Source organism: Azospirillum isscasi, from assembly GCF_030849505.1.
In the GTDB taxonomy this organism is placed as follows: Bacteria; Pseudomonadota; Alphaproteobacteria; order Azospirillales; family Azospirillaceae; genus Azospirillum; species Azospirillum isscasi.
The window spans coordinates 37,502-50,219 of record NZ_JAUJFI010000001.1 but is presented as its reverse complement, the minus strand read 5'-3'; the positions used below and the strand labels follow the sequence as shown (position 1 = coordinate 50,219).

17 protein-coding genes and 1 riboswitch are annotated in these 12,718 nt (G+C 70.3%); of the genes, 11 read left to right on the top strand and 6 right to left on the bottom strand.

All coding sequences use genetic code 11. The features are described 5' to 3' along the window. The first annotated feature begins 12 nt into the window (after positions 1–12). Complete coding sequence (locus QSG27_RS00260; RefSeq protein WP_306703104.1) at positions 13–1,191, top strand: DUF2336 domain-containing protein; 1,179 nt, start codon at positions 13–15, stop codon at positions 1,189–1,191. A gap of 121 nt (positions 1,192–1,312) precedes the next feature. On the opposite strand, the gene QSG27_RS00255 is transcribed toward QSG27_RS00260, so the two are convergent. Next, a complete protein-coding gene (locus QSG27_RS00255; protein WP_306703103.1) occupies positions 1,313–2,137 on the bottom strand; it encodes a tellurite resistance TerB family protein in 825 nt (274 codons plus the stop codon). Positions 2,138–2,378: 241 nt separating this feature from the next. On the opposite strand from QSG27_RS00255, the gene QSG27_RS00250 reads away from it, so the two are divergent. Beyond that, positions 2,379–2,567, top strand: a complete 189-nt coding sequence (locus QSG27_RS00250) for a hypothetical protein (protein ID WP_306703102.1) — start codon at positions 2,379–2,381, stop codon at positions 2,565–2,567. A 50-nt stretch (positions 2,568–2,617) separates the two neighbouring features. Here QSG27_RS00250 and QSG27_RS00245 read toward each other — a convergent pair whose 3' ends face one another. After that, on the bottom strand, positions 2,618–3,307 hold the full coding sequence (locus QSG27_RS00245; RefSeq protein ID WP_306703100.1) for an alpha/beta fold hydrolase: 690 nt from the start codon (positions 3,305–3,307) through the stop codon (positions 2,618–2,620). A 294-nt stretch (positions 3,308–3,601) separates the two neighbouring features. Here QSG27_RS00245 and QSG27_RS00240 point away from each other — a divergent pair, with 294 nt between their 5' ends. Both QSG27_RS00240 and QSG27_RS00235 read left to right on the top strand, forming a co-directional pair. Then, positions 3,602–3,940 carry a hypothetical protein gene (locus QSG27_RS00240; RefSeq protein WP_306703099.1) on the top strand — a complete coding sequence of 113 codons (339 nt, stop codon included), beginning with the start codon at positions 3,602–3,604 and terminating at the stop codon, positions 3,938–3,940. A gap of 33 nt (positions 3,941–3,973) precedes the next feature. After that, on the top strand, positions 3,974–4,420 hold the full coding sequence (locus QSG27_RS00235; RefSeq protein ID WP_306703098.1) for a hypothetical protein: 447 nt from the start codon (positions 3,974–3,976) through the stop codon (positions 4,418–4,420). Positions 4,421–4,429: 9 nt separating this feature from the next. On the opposite strand, the gene QSG27_RS00230 is transcribed toward QSG27_RS00235, so the two are convergent. Beyond that, positions 4,430–4,993 (bottom strand): manganese efflux pump MntP, encoded by a 564-nt coding sequence (locus tag QSG27_RS00230; protein ID WP_306703097.1) that lies wholly within the window; start codon positions 4,991–4,993, stop codon positions 4,430–4,432. 84 nt (positions 4,994–5,077) lie between these two features. Continuing rightward, a riboswitch (yybP-ykoY riboswitch) is annotated at positions 5,078–5,199 on the bottom strand. A 205-nt stretch (positions 5,200–5,404) separates the two neighbouring features. On the opposite strand from QSG27_RS00230, the gene QSG27_RS00225 reads away from it, so the two are divergent. The 6 genes from QSG27_RS00225 (at position 5,405) to QSG27_RS00200 (ending at position 8,880) form a co-directional block, all read left to right on the top strand. Then, positions 5,405–5,749, top strand: a complete 345-nt coding sequence (locus QSG27_RS00225) for a hypothetical protein (RefSeq protein WP_306703096.1) — start codon at positions 5,405–5,407, stop codon at positions 5,747–5,749. A gap of 77 nt (positions 5,750–5,826) precedes the next feature. Beyond that, on the top strand, positions 5,827–6,123 hold the full coding sequence (locus QSG27_RS00220) for a DUF1289 domain-containing protein (protein ID WP_306703094.1): 297 nt from the start codon (positions 5,827–5,829) through the stop codon (positions 6,121–6,123). 86 nt (positions 6,124–6,209) lie between these two features. Then, positions 6,210–6,584: a hypothetical protein gene (locus QSG27_RS00215; protein ID WP_306703093.1), complete on the top strand. Its 375-nt coding sequence runs from the start codon at positions 6,210–6,212 to the stop codon at positions 6,582–6,584. After that, a complete protein-coding gene (locus QSG27_RS00210) occupies positions 6,581–7,153 on the top strand; it encodes an ureidoglycolate lyase (protein ID WP_306703092.1) in 573 nt (190 codons plus the stop codon). The genes QSG27_RS00215 and QSG27_RS00210 overlap by 4 nt, the downstream gene beginning before the upstream one ends. 57 nt (positions 7,154–7,210) lie before the next feature. Continuing rightward, the gene (locus QSG27_RS00205; RefSeq protein ID WP_306703091.1) at positions 7,211–7,975 is read left to right on the top strand and encodes a histidine phosphatase family protein; all 765 of its coding nucleotides are present in this window, start codon (positions 7,211–7,213) and stop codon (positions 7,973–7,975) included. Continuing rightward, positions 7,972–8,880 carry an NAD(P)H-hydrate dehydratase gene (locus tag QSG27_RS00200; protein ID WP_306703089.1) on the top strand — a complete coding sequence of 303 codons (909 nt, stop codon included), beginning with the start codon at positions 7,972–7,974 and terminating at the stop codon, positions 8,878–8,880. The genes QSG27_RS00205 and QSG27_RS00200 overlap by 4 nt, the downstream gene beginning before the upstream one ends. 7 nt (positions 8,881–8,887) lie before the next feature. Here the strand turns inward: QSG27_RS00200 and QSG27_RS00195 are convergent, their stop codons facing one another. The 3 genes from QSG27_RS00195 to QSG27_RS00185 form a co-directional block, all read right to left on the bottom strand. Then, positions 8,888–9,523 (bottom strand): flavin reductase family protein, encoded by a 636-nt coding sequence (locus tag QSG27_RS00195; protein ID WP_306703088.1) that lies wholly within the window; start codon positions 9,521–9,523, stop codon positions 8,888–8,890. A gap of 22 nt (positions 9,524–9,545) precedes the next feature. Continuing rightward, the gene (locus tag QSG27_RS00190; protein ID WP_306703086.1) at positions 9,546–9,707 is read right to left on the bottom strand and encodes a hypothetical protein; all 162 of its coding nucleotides are present in this window, start codon (positions 9,705–9,707) and stop codon (positions 9,546–9,548) included. Between the two features lie 296 nt (positions 9,708–10,003). Further along, complete coding sequence (locus QSG27_RS00185; RefSeq protein WP_306703085.1) at positions 10,004–11,323, bottom strand: MFS transporter; 1,320 nt, start codon at positions 11,321–11,323, stop codon at positions 10,004–10,006. A 211-nt stretch (positions 11,324–11,534) separates the two neighbouring features. On the opposite strand from QSG27_RS00185, the gene cyoA reads away from it, so the two are divergent. Next, positions 11,535–12,707, top strand: coding sequence for a ubiquinol oxidase subunit II (gene cyoA / locus QSG27_RS00180; RefSeq protein ID WP_306703084.1), 1,173 nt, complete (start codon positions 11,535–11,537; stop codon positions 12,705–12,707). Positions 12,708–12,718: the final 11 nt, after the last annotated feature.

Genomic DNA, 12,718 nt, shown 5'->3' with positions numbered 1-12,718 from the left:
AGGCAACCGCACATGACCGACACCTCCCTGTCCATCCGCGATGTCGAGCGTCTGCTCGAATCCTCCTCGGCGGAGGCCCGCATCGACACGATGCGGAAGCTGGCCGGCGATCTGGAGAAGGGCGGGCTGACCGACGCCGAACGGTCGCTGGCCCTGGAGGTCATGCATTGCTTCGCCGCCGACGCCCAGGTGGCGGTGCGCGAGGCGGTGGCTTGGCAGATCCGCAACAACGCGATGCTGACGGCGGAACTGGCGGAGCGGCTGGTGAAGGACGTGGCCCGCGTGGCCTTCCCGATCCTGCGCGACGCCGGGAGCCTCGGCGACGACTTTCTGCTCGGCGTGCTGGCGGACCCGGACGCCGGCAAGCACATGGCCGTCGCCAGCCGCCACACCGTGTCGGCGCGGGTGGCCGGGGCCATCGTGGAGACCGGGAACGTCGCGGTGGTGACCGCCCTGCTGCGCAACCCCGGCGCGGAACTGGCCGAGCCGGCGCTGCACCGGGCGCTGGACCGTTTCGGGCGGGTGCGCATGGTCAGCGAGGCCGCGGCGACCCGCCCCGGCCTGCCGCTGGCCGTGGTGGAACGGCTGGTCGCCTTCGTGTCCGACGCGGTGCGCGCCACGCTGGCCCACACCCATGGCCTGTCCAAGGATCTGGTGGACCGGCTGGCCAACCGCGGGCGCGAGTCGGCAACCCTGCGCCTGCTGCGTCCGGCGCTGCGCAACGCGGAGGACGCGGAGGCGGCGGCCCGCTGGCTGCACGCCAACGGGCGCTTCACGGCGGCACTGCTGTTCCGCGTGCTGTGCGCGGGGGACATGGCGCTGTTCGCGGCGGGGCTGGGGGCGAAGGCCGGCATCCCGGCGGAGAACGCCCGCAGGCTGGCCTGGGACGACGGGGCGCTGGGGCTGCGGGCGGTGCTGAAGAAGGCATCCGTCGCGCCGGTCCTGGTGCCGCCCTTCCAGGTGGCGATCGGCACCGCCAAGCGCATGGGCTATGAAGGGAGCGACAACCGCCGCGACGATTTCCAGGCGGAGGTGATGGCCGACCTGTTCGCCGCCCTGACCCCGACCAACGACTGGGCGGTGGACGAGTTGCTGCTGCAACTGTTCGACGGCGCGTCGGACGAGGTGATCGACCGGGCGCTGGATCAGGCGGGACTGCCCTTCGCGCCGGTCCGCGGCACGGGAACCTGAGGGGCCCGCCGCGAAGCGGTGGGAGGGTGAGGGTACCGCCGCGAATCAGCGCTTCGATCCTTGATCCTACCCTCACCCGCCCGCTGCGCGGGCACCCTCTCCCGAGACGGGAGAGGGATTCTCATGCGGCTTGGTTCAACTGCTCGGCCCGCTGGGGGGCGATCCGCAGCCGGGTGGCGAGATAGGCGAGATAGGCCCGTTCCGCCTCATGGTCGCGGTCCACCGCCATCAGCGACGCCAGATAGACCTGTTCGGCCATGTCCGGATCGGTGACGGAGCGGACCAGCGCGTCGAGCGATTGGGGCTGGGACAGCTCCCGCTCCACGATCCGCCGCTCCTCCGGCCCGCCGCCGGCCTCGTCCAGGGCGGACAGGACGCGCTGGCGCTCCGCCGCGGAGATCTCGCCATCGGCGTTGGCGGCGGCGATCATGGCCCGGATCAGCAACAGGGCATGCTGGTCCTCCATGGCGAGCGGGGGATAGGCGCTGTCGTCGTCGTTGTCGGATGGGGCGCCGCCGGATGGGGAAGCGGTGCGCGTCTGGAAGACCTGGGACAGCCGCTCTCCCAGCGTTCCGCCGCCGCCAGCCCCCACCCCGCCGAGGATGCCGCCCAGAATGCCGCCCGGCGTGTTGCCCGAGCCGCCCGGCGGGGTGCCCCACGGGCTGGATCCCGGCTGGCCGGTCCGGTCCGGGGCCTGCCCGGATTGCGGAAGGTTCTGTTGCCGCTCCTGATAGGCCCGATAGGCGAGGTAGGCCAGCGCGCCCAGCCCGGCCATGGGACCGACGCCCATGCCGCCGCGGGCGTGCATCGCCGGTCCGCTTCCCATCCCGGATTGGGCCAGGCCGGACCGGTTCAGGATCGAGCCCAGATTCTGGGCGCTCTTGCCGCTGTGGCCCCCCATGCCGGTCGCCAGAAGGGTGCCGAGGATGTTCTGCAGGTTTGCCATGACGCGCCTTTCTCTGTCGATGCAGCCTTGCGCTCCATCAACAGGCGAGGCGGACGGGCGTCACGGCACAGCTGAGGGTGCCGATGATGGGCCTGACCAGCCGACCACGCATCTATGCCGGAGGTGGTGTGGCATTGGTACAGGCTGTATTGGGCGCCGCCTTCCGCTATCGTCGCGGGCATAGAGCGCATCAAGCGCCAGCGTCCGCCGTGCGGCGGGCGGCATCTTGGAGGAGACGCCCATGACCATCGACTGGAGCGCGGAGCCGCCGCCGCTGTCGCCACCCCTGCCGGCTCCGGCCGGCGGATCGCTGTGGAACGACTATCTCAACCGGCTCCTCGGCGCCGCTCACGGCTGCGTGGCCGGCGGCGCTCCCGCGAACGACGACGATTCCGACCCGGAGCCGGCCTGCTGCTGCGCCGTCGGCTGATGCCGTGACTCCGTGACGGGGAATGGCCCGGGGCCGCGGGTGGGCACCCGTCAGCGGGCGCCCGCGGCCTCGATGATGACCGCTGCCACCGCGTCGGGCCGGGAGGCGTGCGGGATGTGGCTGGTCCCGACCTCGACCGTCCGCGCGCCGATGCGCTCGGCGGTCGCCTTCAGGAAGGCCGGGGGAAGCATCCGGTCCTCGCCGGCGACGATGTACCAGGACGGCTTGTGCTCCCACGCCGCCGCGGTCACCCGCGTGCGGAAGCAGCCGGCATGGACCGGCCCCTGCGTCGCGGCCAGCAGCGCGGCCTCCGCCGCCGGCAGATCCTGGGCGAAGTTCGCCGACAGGCTTTCCACCGGCAAATGAAGATAGCCCGAGCGGTCCATGGACACGCTCGACAGGCCGGGCGAGGGCGGGAAGGGCTTCAGCGTGTCGTTCGGCGACTGCCCGACGCCCGGCGCGAAGGCCGCCACATAGACCAGCGCCTTCACCTTCTCCTGGTTGCCGGCCTGGGTGATGACCGCCCCGCCCCAGGAATGCCCGACCAGCACCACCGGCCCCTTCGCGCGGTCGATGGCGCGCTGGACATGGGCCACATCCTCCTCCAGCGAAGTCAGCGGATTCTGGACGGCGATCGCTTCCAGCCCCTGGGCCTGGAGAAGAGGAATCACGCGGCTCCAGGCGGAGCCGTCCGCAAAGGCGCCGTGGACGAGGATGACGGAGGTGGCGACCGGGGCCATGGACCGATTCCCGTGACAGTGACCGACCCTGCCGTCTGAGCACGGCGGGCTCCGCCTGTCCAGCGTGGAGCCTCCGCTTTTCCTCCCTGCGGAAAAGGCGGCGCCCGCCGGGGGCGAAGTCCGGCTTGCTGCGGAGCGGGATGAAAATTTCGCGAAATCGCTATTGAGGCTAAGATTATTCTGGGATACGGTATACCAACAGTGCGGCGGGGCGATTGTCCGCCAATCCCGCCGACGCCGGACCGTCCGTAACGTCAACCCGAACCGTTTCAGCCCGAACCGTTGAGGTGAGCCATGGTCAAGACCCTTTCCGCCGTCCGTCCGGGAACCCGCCCGAACGCCGTCCGCGGCGCCGGCGAGGCCGCTTCCGCCGGTGTGGTGATCCCGCTGCGTCCGGATCACCGGCAGCGGGCCGCGGTGCTGGCGGCGACCACCGGCGGACGCGGGCCGCGCATGGACATGCTGACGATCACCCACAGCCGGGGAGAGCCGGAGGGCCGCGGGGCGGACATCATCCACATCGACGGCCCCTATGCGGACGTTCTGGCCTACATCGCCGATTCGCCGGATTGCGTGGTCTGTTTCGACACGCTGCATGGCGGAATGGCCCGCGCGCAACTGTCCGTCCCCTGATCCGGCGCAACGCCCTGGCTGGAGAGCGAACCGATGAGCGAATCCGTGACGACGCCTTTTTCCGGGCTGGAGCTGGCCTCTGCGATCATCGCGACGGCGCTGTCGCGCCCGTCCGCCGATGGCCGGCTGCGCCTGCCCAACGGCGCCGTGCTGTGCGATCCGGCGGTGCTGGAGCGGGAATTCTCGCTGGCGAGCCAGGGGCTGTCCCATTGGCTGGCCCAGAACGACCGCGATCTCGCCGCCGCCTCGCGGGCCAGCCGGCTGAAGATCGGGGCCGGCGTCATCCGGGCCGCCGCGGCGACCCTGGAGCATGCCGGGCGGCGCTGCGGAGAGCTGCGCACCCACGGGCAGCGGGCGCTGTCCATCGACTTCAGCGCGGTCTGCGATCTGGTTCAGGACCGTCCGGGCCTGCTCGCCCAGACGGTGGCCGCCGTCGCCGCCGGCCAAGGCGCCCGGGCCGCGGTCCAGGCCGCCGCCTGAGCGGCCCGGCTAAAGAAGCGTGTGCTCGACCAGGATCTTGGTGCCGATGGCGAGCAGGCCCAGGCCGCCGATCAGCTCCGCCCGGCGGCCCAGCAGGGGGCCGGCGGCCCGGCCCAGAAGGACGCCGCCGAAGCCCATCAGGAAGGTGACGGCGCCGATCAGGCTGGCGGTCACCGCGATGTCCACGTCCGCCATGGCGAGGCCCACCCCCACCGCGCTGGCGTCGATGCTGGTCGCCACCGCCACGGTCAGCAGGGCCAGCCAGCCCGACCGCGTGGCCGCCGCGTCGTCGTCGCCTTCCCCGGCCAGCGCGTTGCGGATCATCGAGCCGCCGATGAGCAGAAGCAGGCCGAAGGCGATCCAGTGATCCACCGCCTGGACGAAGCCGGAGAAGGCCGAACCCACCGCCCAGCCGATGGAGGCCATCGACAACTGGCAGGCGCCGAAGGCGAAGCCCACGCGCAGCGCCTCGGACACGCCGGGGCGCTTCTGAACCGCGCCGCGGCCCAGCGCGGCGGCGAAGCTGTCCATGGACAGGCTGACGGCAAGGGCGAGGGAGGTTGCACCGAACATGGCAAACAGGCTCCGGCCAAACGGACGCGACAGCACGGCTGCACCCGGTTGGCCTTCGGGAGCGTCCGCACCATCGGTCTTGCCGAACCGGCCGGACCTCGTCCGGCTGCCGCACGCGCCACGGGACGCCCTGTTCCAGGATCGCTCCGAGTCTGTTGGCGCGCGCCCCTCTCTCAGGAGGGTGGCTACTCCCCAATGACAAGGCGGACCCTAACGCCGCGGGGCCTGGGCGTCAATCTATATGAACAGCTGTTCATATATTTTTGAACGACTCTAAAGAGCGCGCTCCGTGGGGTGCGGGAACAGGCCACCGCTTCCTTCGGCGCCTGCGTTCGGCGTAAACGAAACTCCATCCCCTTCTCCCAGGCTGGGCAGAGGGGCTTGCAGTCACCGTTCCGGAGGTCCCCGTCCGTGTTCCGCAATCCGCGCTCGCTGCTGTTCGTGTTCTTCTTCGCATCCCTGGCGGCGCTTCTGGTGTTCAGCGGCGATCCGCCGGACGGCGGGCGGACCGACGCGAACCGGGACTTCCTGGCGGCCTGCGAAGCCAGCCCCTTCGCGGCGGGCAGCACCGGCTCCACCGAGGCGGCGGTGCGGGTCTGTTCCTGCATCCTGTCCTGGCACCGGAAGGAAGGCGGGACCGCCGGCCAGCCCTTGCCGGCCTCGCTGTATGGCGGGGAAGGGGCCGCCGGTTCCGCGGCGGCGGCGGTGGATGCGCGGGCGCGGGCGGCCTGCCTGTCCGGGCGGGTCCCGCACTGATTATCTGCCGGGGGTCCGCTGGAAGCGGCGGCAAGGGGCTTTTCCTTCGCCGCCGCCGCACCCATCCTATGGACGCTATGGGCACGCACGACACCCGCAATCCCTGCACGAAGCTCTGCCGCTACGACGCGGCGGACCGCTGCATCGGCTGCTTCCGCACCCGCGCGGAGGTGAAGCACTGGAAGCGCCTGCCGGACGAGACGAAGGCGGCGATCAACGCGCGCATCGCCGCTGGCGGCGGCACCGTCTCCAGGAAGGACGGCAAACGCGCACGGAAGCTCGACAAGAAGATCCGCAAGCTGGAGGCGAAGCTCGCCACCCTGCGGCTGCGCCGGGCCGAATTGGAGGGGCCGGGCCTGAAGGCCGCCGATTGACCGTCCGGCGCCGAATCCGCTTGCGGCAAACGAACAAAGAGAGAACAATGCCCATCTGCCGCGAAACGACGGGAGAGGATGGGACCATGTTCGTATGCGTCGATGGGGAGCGCACCACCCGCCTGCGCCAGTGGGCTTGGCTCGACATCGGTTCCGCAGAGGGGCTAGGCGAGCGCCGCCTCGTCGGCTGGAGCGTGACGGACGAGGCGTGGCTTGTTTCCGAACCCATCGGGGTGGTCGCCACCAGCCCGCTGGGCCGTCCGCCGGGCTGGGCGGTGACGGACAACCGCCGCCAGTATCTGCTCGAACAGCCCGGCCTGCCCCAGGGCGACGAGCCGCTGGCCGCCATCGACCTTCTGCGGGCCAACGGCAGCCTCGACCCCGCGGCGCCCATCAGCATCGTGCCCTGGCGCCCCGGCAAATCCACCGCCGAACGCATCTTCGAACGCCGCACGGCGTGAGCGGTCGGCCCCCGATGACGCTGAACGCCGCACCGCTCATCCTGCCTGCCGTACCCTTGACGGAAGCCGGATTCGCGCCCTTCGGGTCGGTGGCCGCCGCCGGGACCGGGCGGGCGACCAGCGTCAACGACGGGCGCGGCGTCCGTTACGACGCCGGCCATGGCCTGGGCTGTACGGGCGGCGGCATGGGCGGCGGCACGGGCGGGCCGCTGCCGCCGGTGCTGTCCATCTACCGGATCGCGCCGTCGCGCCTGCCCTTCGCGGTGGAGGCGATGGAGCGGCACCCCTTCAGCAGCCAGACCTTCGTCCCGATGACCGGCGGGCGCTATCTGGTCGTCGCCGCGCCGGCCGATGCGTCCGGCGCGCCCGATCCGGCCGGCGCGCGGGCCTACGCCGCCGGGCCGGGACAGGCCATCACCTACGCCGCCGGGGTCTGGCATTGCCCGCTGGCGGCGCTGGGCGAGGCCGCCGACTTCGCCATGATGATGTGGCAGGCCCCGGACCCCGGGGACGACTGCCGGATCGCCCGCCTGTCCGTTCCGCTGCTGGTCACCGATCCCGCCGCGTGACGGAACGGCCCCTCCGCCGTTGAAAGGCTTGGTTGAGCCGGGAAGGGGTCGTTCACCATGCAGCAGCGCTGGCCGCAGAGGCTTTGGGTCGTCCGTCACGGGGAAAGCGCCGGGAACGTCGCGCGCGACGCCGCCTACGCCGCGGGGCTGGGGCGGATCGAGATCGCCGAGCGCGATGTGGACGTGCCGCTCAGCCGGCAGGGGGAACAGCAGTCCGAAGCGCTGGCGCGCTGGTTCGCCTCCCTGCCGCCGGGGGAGCGGCCCGACGTGGTGCTGACCTCCCCCTATCTGCGCGCCCGGCGCACGGCGGAGATCATCCACGCCGGGGGCGGCCTGCCGGTCGGTCCCGCGGAGTTCGTGGTGGACGAGCGGCTGCGGGAGAAGGAGTTCGGCATCCTCGACCGGCTGACCGCCGTCGGCATCGCGCAGGAGCATCCCGATCAGGCGGAATTCCGCCGCGTCCTCGGCAAATTCTACTTCCGCCCGCCCGCCGGGGAGAGCTGGTGCGACGTGATCCTGCGGCTGCGCAGCGCGCTCGACACCATCAGCCTGCACCATGGCGGGCAGCGCGTGCTGGTGGTCAGCCATCAGGTCGTCGTGCTCTGCCTGCGCTATCTGCTGGAAGGCATGACGGAGGAGCAGATCCTCGCCATCGACCGGGAGGGCGACGTGGCCAACTGCGGCCTCACCGAATACGCCTTCGATCCCGCACAGGGCCACAGCGGGCGGATGCAACTCCGCCGTTACAACTTCGTCGCTCCGCTGGAGGTGGCCGGGGCGCCGCTGACCTCCGAACCCGACGCCAATGTGGCCGCCCGATGACGGACATTCGCAAGAACGACGCGGTCCCCGTCACGCGCGACCTGCTGCGCGGCATGCCGCTTCCCCATCCGGGCGAGGAGGCCGACAAGGACGGGCGGGGCCGGGTGCTGGTCATCGGCGGCAGTGTGGAGGTGCCGGGCGCCCTGCTGCTGGCGGGCACCGCGGCGCTGCGCGCCGGGGCGGGCAAGCTCCAGATGGCGACCTGCCGCAGCGTGGCGCCGCATCTCGGGCTGGCCGTGCCGGAAGCGCTGGTGCTCGGCCTGCGCGAGACGGCGGAAGGGGGCATCGCTGCCGACTGCGTGGACATGCTGTGCGGGCGGGCGTCCCGCTGCGACGCGGTGCTGATCGGCCCCGGCATGATGGACAAGCAGGCCGTCGCCGACCTGACCGCCGCCCTGGTCGCCGGGCTGGACGGGGAGGGCGGCCCGGCGCTGGTCATCGACGCGGAGGCGCTGATGGGGTTGAACGGCGCCAACGAGGCGCTGTGCCGGCGCGGCGGGCGGACAATCATCACCCCGCACGCCGGGGAAATGGCCGGTCTGTCCGGAATCAGCCGGGAGGAGGTCGAGGCCGACCCGCCCGCCGCGGCCCGCCACGTCGCGGAGCTTCACCGGGTGATCGTCGTGCTGAAGGGCGCCTGCACCCACATCGTCACGCCGGACGGGCGGATGTGGGCCTACGACGGCGGCAATGTCGGGCTTGCCACCTCGGGGTCCGGCGACACGCTGGCGGGCGTCATCGCCGGGCTGGCCGCGCGGGGCGCCGACCCGGCGCAGGCCGCCATATGGGGGGTCCATCTGCACGGCGAGGCCGGCAACCGTCTGGCCCGCCGCGGCCCGCTGGGCTTCCTGGCCCGCGAACTGCTGGCCCAGGTGCCGGAGATCATGGCCGAGCTGTCGGCGTGATTTCGGGTCACATCTCGTCGATGGCGGTGGAGCGCTGCGGCGCGTCGGCGGTGCCGTCCAGCGTGAAGCGCCCGCGCGAATCGACGTAGAAGCTGGCGCCGAAGCGGCCCACCGGGAAATAGTTCTGAAGCCGCACCCGCCAGCGCTCCGTGTCGATCAGCTCGTCGCGGGCGTGCATCCACTGGATCTTGCCGATGAAGATCTGGCGGCTTTCGGTCTCCAGCAGCTCCCACAGCACGCATTCGAAGGCCACGGGCGCCTCCGCGATGCGCGGCGGTTTCACCGACATGGAGGGGGCGGCGGTCAGGCCAAAGACCTCCAGTTCGCTGACGTGCGGCGGCAGGCGCTCGCCGCAGCGGTGCATCTTCTCCGCGATGGCTTCGTCGGCGATCTGCACGACGAACTCGCGGGAGCGGACGATGTTGGCGGCGGTGTCCTTCAGACTGCCGTCCTTGCCGCGGTTGATGCTGAGCATCAGGATCGGCGGCTCCTCCCCCAGCATATTGAACATGCTGAAGGGGGCGGCGTTGACCACCCCGTCGTCGTTGACCGTGGTGACGAGCGCGATGGGCCGCGGCACGATCAGGCTCGCCATCAGCTTGTAGCGCTCGTGCTCGGTCAGCGTCGAAAAATTGATGTCCATCCCGCCTCTCCGGTTCCGGTGCTCAGAACACCAGTTTGGCGGCTTGGTAAAGGACGATCCAGGGGGCGGCGATCAGCCCGCTCCACAGGGCGACCAGAGGAAGGCCGCGCAGCTTCCGGGCCGGGGCCGGGGTGGGGAAAACAACGGTTTCGGTGGAGACGACAGCGGGATTGTACGGGGACATGATGACCTGCCGATCTGTGTGTGAGGGCAGGATGCGCGCCGATCCCTTAACGACGATTAAAGTCGGGGGTAGCCGCCGCGCGGGATTCCGGCGTACCGCCGCGGGGGTGCCGGCGCGTTCGGATGAAAACCAAGGGCGTCTCTGTGCAAGCGGATTTTTACCATAGGGACACGGAAGCACGGGAGACCGACGCGCTGTCGGGCGCCCTCCGTGTCTCCGTGTCTCTGTGGTTCAAAAAGGAAGGGAGCAGACCATAGGGAGGCAAGGCGGCCTCCCGCCGGTTCAATTCACTGTGTTCAGCCCGCCAGCGTCTTGTTGATCTTCAGGGCGAGCAGCGTGCACACCGCGCCCGACAGCAGATAGGCCCCCGCCGAGAACAGGCCGAAGTTGCTGGACAGCACCAGCGCCACCAGCGGCGCGAAGCCCGCCCCGAACAGCCAGGCGAGGTCGGAGGTGATCGCCGCCCCGGTGTAGCGGTAGCGCTGTGTGAAGCCCGACGTCACCACGCCCGACGACTGGCCGAAGGACAGGCCCAGGATCACGAAGCCGACGATCATGAAGACCAGCTCGCCCAGCGGCCCGCCGTTCAGCAGCAGGGGCGCCACGCCGCTGAACACGGCGATGGCGGCGGCGCAGCTTCCCAGCAGGGTGCGGCGCCCGATCCGGTCGGCGATCCAGCCCGAGGCGACAATGGCGCCGAGGCCGAAGACGGCGGCGACCGCCTCGATCACCAGGAAGTCCGCCGGGGTGTCCTGCGTGTAGAGGAAGATCCAGGACAGCGGGAAGACGGTGACCATGTGGAACAGCGCGAAGCTGGCCAGCGGCGCGAAGGCGCCCAGAACCACGCGCATGCCCTCGTTGCGCAGCATCTCGGTCACCGGGACCGGCTGAAGCTCCCGGCTTTCGAACAGGTGGGTGTATTCCGGCGTCACCACGATGCGCAGCCGCGCGAACAGCGCCACCACGTTGATCGCGAAGGCGACGAAGAAGGGATAACGCCAGCCCCAGCTGAAGAAATCCTCCGCTGACAGGTTGCCGGCGAAATAGGCGAAGAGGCCGCTCGCCACGATCAGCCCGATGGGGGCGCCGAGCTGCGGGATCATCGCGTACCAGCCGCGCCGGTTCTCCGGCGCGTTCAGCGCCAGCAGGGAGGCCAGCCCGTCCCAGGCGCCGCCCAGCGCCAGACCCTGGCCGATCCGGGCCAGCGCCAGCAGCCAGATGGACGCGGCGCCGATCTGCTCGTACCCCGGCAGGAAGGCGATGGCGACCGTGGAGGTGCCCAGCAGGAACAGCGACAGGGTCAGCTTCGCGCCGCGTCCGTGGGCGCGGTCGATGGCCATGAACAGCACGCTGCCCAGCGGGCGCGCGACGAAGGCCAGCGCGAAGATGGCGAAGGACCAGAGCGTTCCGGTCAGCGGGTCAAGATAAGGGAAGACGAGCTTCGGGAAGACGATCACCGAAGCGATGGCATAAACGAAAAAATCGAAGAATTCGGACGTCCGTCCGATGATGACGCCGATCGCGATCTCACCCGGGTTCACCCGGTGTTCGCGGGCATTGACCAGCCTTGCGTCCCGTTCGGCCGCCGAGGACGTCGCCGTGGTCGATGATCCCATGATCCCCCCACCGTCTGGCAATTGCGACAGGAGGAATTAAATAGGCACCGCAACGGCATCCTGCCACATCCGCGGACGACCTGCCTTGATGTGCGTCAACCGGGCGCGCGGAATCACGGCGCATTGGACAAATTGTCCAATGTCCGACCTGCGCCGTGGGGGTTAGCTCTTCCCCCAAATCCGAAGCGAACCCCTGCCGACAGGTCCTGCCTTGACCCGTTTCCGCACCCTGGCCCTGCTGCCGCTGATGGCGGCGCTGAGTGGCTGCAACCTCGTGGTGATGAGCCCGTCCGGCGACGTGGCGAGCCAACAGGCCAACCTCATCACCATTTCCACCCTGCTGATGCTTCTCATCATCGTGCCGGTGATGGTGCTGACGGTGCTGTTCGCGTGGCGCTACCGCCAGTCGAATAGCACGGCCAAGTACGATCCGGACTGGGACCATTCGACGCAGCTCGAACTGGTCATCTGGGCGGCCCCGCTGCTCATCATCATCTGCCTGGGCGCCCTCACCTGGATGGCGACCCACCTGCTCGACCCCTACCGCCCGCTGGACCGCATCGCCGCCGGGCGTCCGGTTCCCGCCGACGCGAAGACGCTGGACGTCAACGTGGTGGCGCTGGACTGGAAGTGGCTGTTCATCTACCCGGAATACGGCATCGCCACGGTGAACGAGGTGGCCGCCCCGGTGGACCGCCCGATCCGCTTCAGCATCACCTCCTCCACGGTGATGAACTCCTTCTACATCCCCGCTCTGGCCGGGCAGATCTACGCCATGGCCGGCATGGAGACGAAGCTGCACGCCGTCATCAACGAGCCGGGCAGCTTCAAGGGCTTCTCCGCCAACTACAGCGGCGCCGGCTTCTCGCACATGCGCTTCACCTTCCACGGTCTGGCCGGCGACGGCTTCGACAAGTGGGTGGCGGACATCAGGGCGGGCGGCGGCACGCTGGACCGCAACGGCTACCTCCAGCTTGAACGCCCCAGCGAGAACGAGCCGGTGCGCCGTTACGGTTCCGTCGATCCGGGCCTGTTCAAGGCCATCGTCGGCATGTGCGTGGAGCCGGGCAAGATGTGCATGCACGACATGGCGGCCATCGACGCCAAGGGCGGTCTCGGTCTGGCGGGCATCGACAACGTGATGCCGCTGATGCACGACAAGCGGGTCCGCCGCGGCACCGCCGTGCTCGGCCCGGCGCCGGTCTATGTGGCGGGCATCTGCTCGACCGAAGAGCTGACCGGCCGCGTCGTCGAGTCCGTGGGCGGCCCGAACGCTCCCATCGAGTCGTCCCCGATTTCCGGCGCGGGTCTGCCGCGCTCCTCCTTCACGCCGATCTCCGCGCCCGCCCCCGTGTTCGGGCCGCGGACGACGGCCAATCCGTGAGCGGCCAACCG

Excerpts from the sequence above, each read along its gene's own strand:
- QSG27_RS00195 (WP_306703088.1), bottom strand. The coding sequence starts at position 9,523 with ATGGACATCAATTTTTCGACGCTGACCGAGCACGAGCGCTACAAGCTG.
- QSG27_RS00255 (WP_306703103.1), bottom strand. The coding sequence starts at position 2,137 with ATGGCAAACCTGCAGAACATCCTCGGCACCCTTCTGGCGACCGGCATG.
- QSG27_RS00235 (WP_306703098.1), top strand. The coding sequence starts at position 3,974 with ATGAGCGAATCCGTGACGACGCCTTTTTCCGGGCTGGAGCTGGCCTCT.
- QSG27_RS00245 (WP_306703100.1), bottom strand. The coding sequence starts at position 3,307 with ATGGCCCCGGTCGCCACCTCCGTCATCCTCGTCCACGGCGCCTTTGCG.
- QSG27_RS00205 (WP_306703091.1), top strand. The coding sequence starts at position 7,211 with ATGCAGCAGCGCTGGCCGCAGAGGCTTTGGGTCGTCCGTCACGGGGAA.
- QSG27_RS00240 (WP_306703099.1), top strand. The coding sequence starts at position 3,602 with ATGGTCAAGACCCTTTCCGCCGTCCGTCCGGGAACCCGCCCGAACGCC.
- QSG27_RS00250 (WP_306703102.1), top strand. The coding sequence starts at position 2,379 with ATGACCATCGACTGGAGCGCGGAGCCGCCGCCGCTGTCGCCACCCCTG.
- QSG27_RS00220 (WP_306703094.1), top strand. The coding sequence starts at position 5,827 with ATGGGCACGCACGACACCCGCAATCCCTGCACGAAGCTCTGCCGCTAC.
- QSG27_RS00200 (WP_306703089.1), top strand. The coding sequence starts at position 7,972 with ATGACGGACATTCGCAAGAACGACGCGGTCCCCGTCACGCGCGACCTG.
- QSG27_RS00260 (WP_306703104.1), top strand. The coding sequence starts at position 13 with ATGACCGACACCTCCCTGTCCATCCGCGATGTCGAGCGTCTGCTCGAA.
- QSG27_RS00190 (WP_306703086.1), bottom strand. The coding sequence starts at position 9,707 with ATGTCCCCGTACAATCCCGCTGTCGTCTCCACCGAAACCGTTGTTTTC.
- QSG27_RS00185 (WP_306703085.1), bottom strand. The coding sequence starts at position 11,323 with ATGGGATCATCGACCACGGCGACGTCCTCGGCGGCCGAACGGGACGCA.
- QSG27_RS00230 (WP_306703097.1), bottom strand. The coding sequence starts at position 4,993 with ATGTTCGGTGCAACCTCCCTCGCCCTTGCCGTCAGCCTGTCCATGGAC.
- QSG27_RS00215 (WP_306703093.1), top strand. The coding sequence starts at position 6,210 with ATGTTCGTATGCGTCGATGGGGAGCGCACCACCCGCCTGCGCCAGTGG.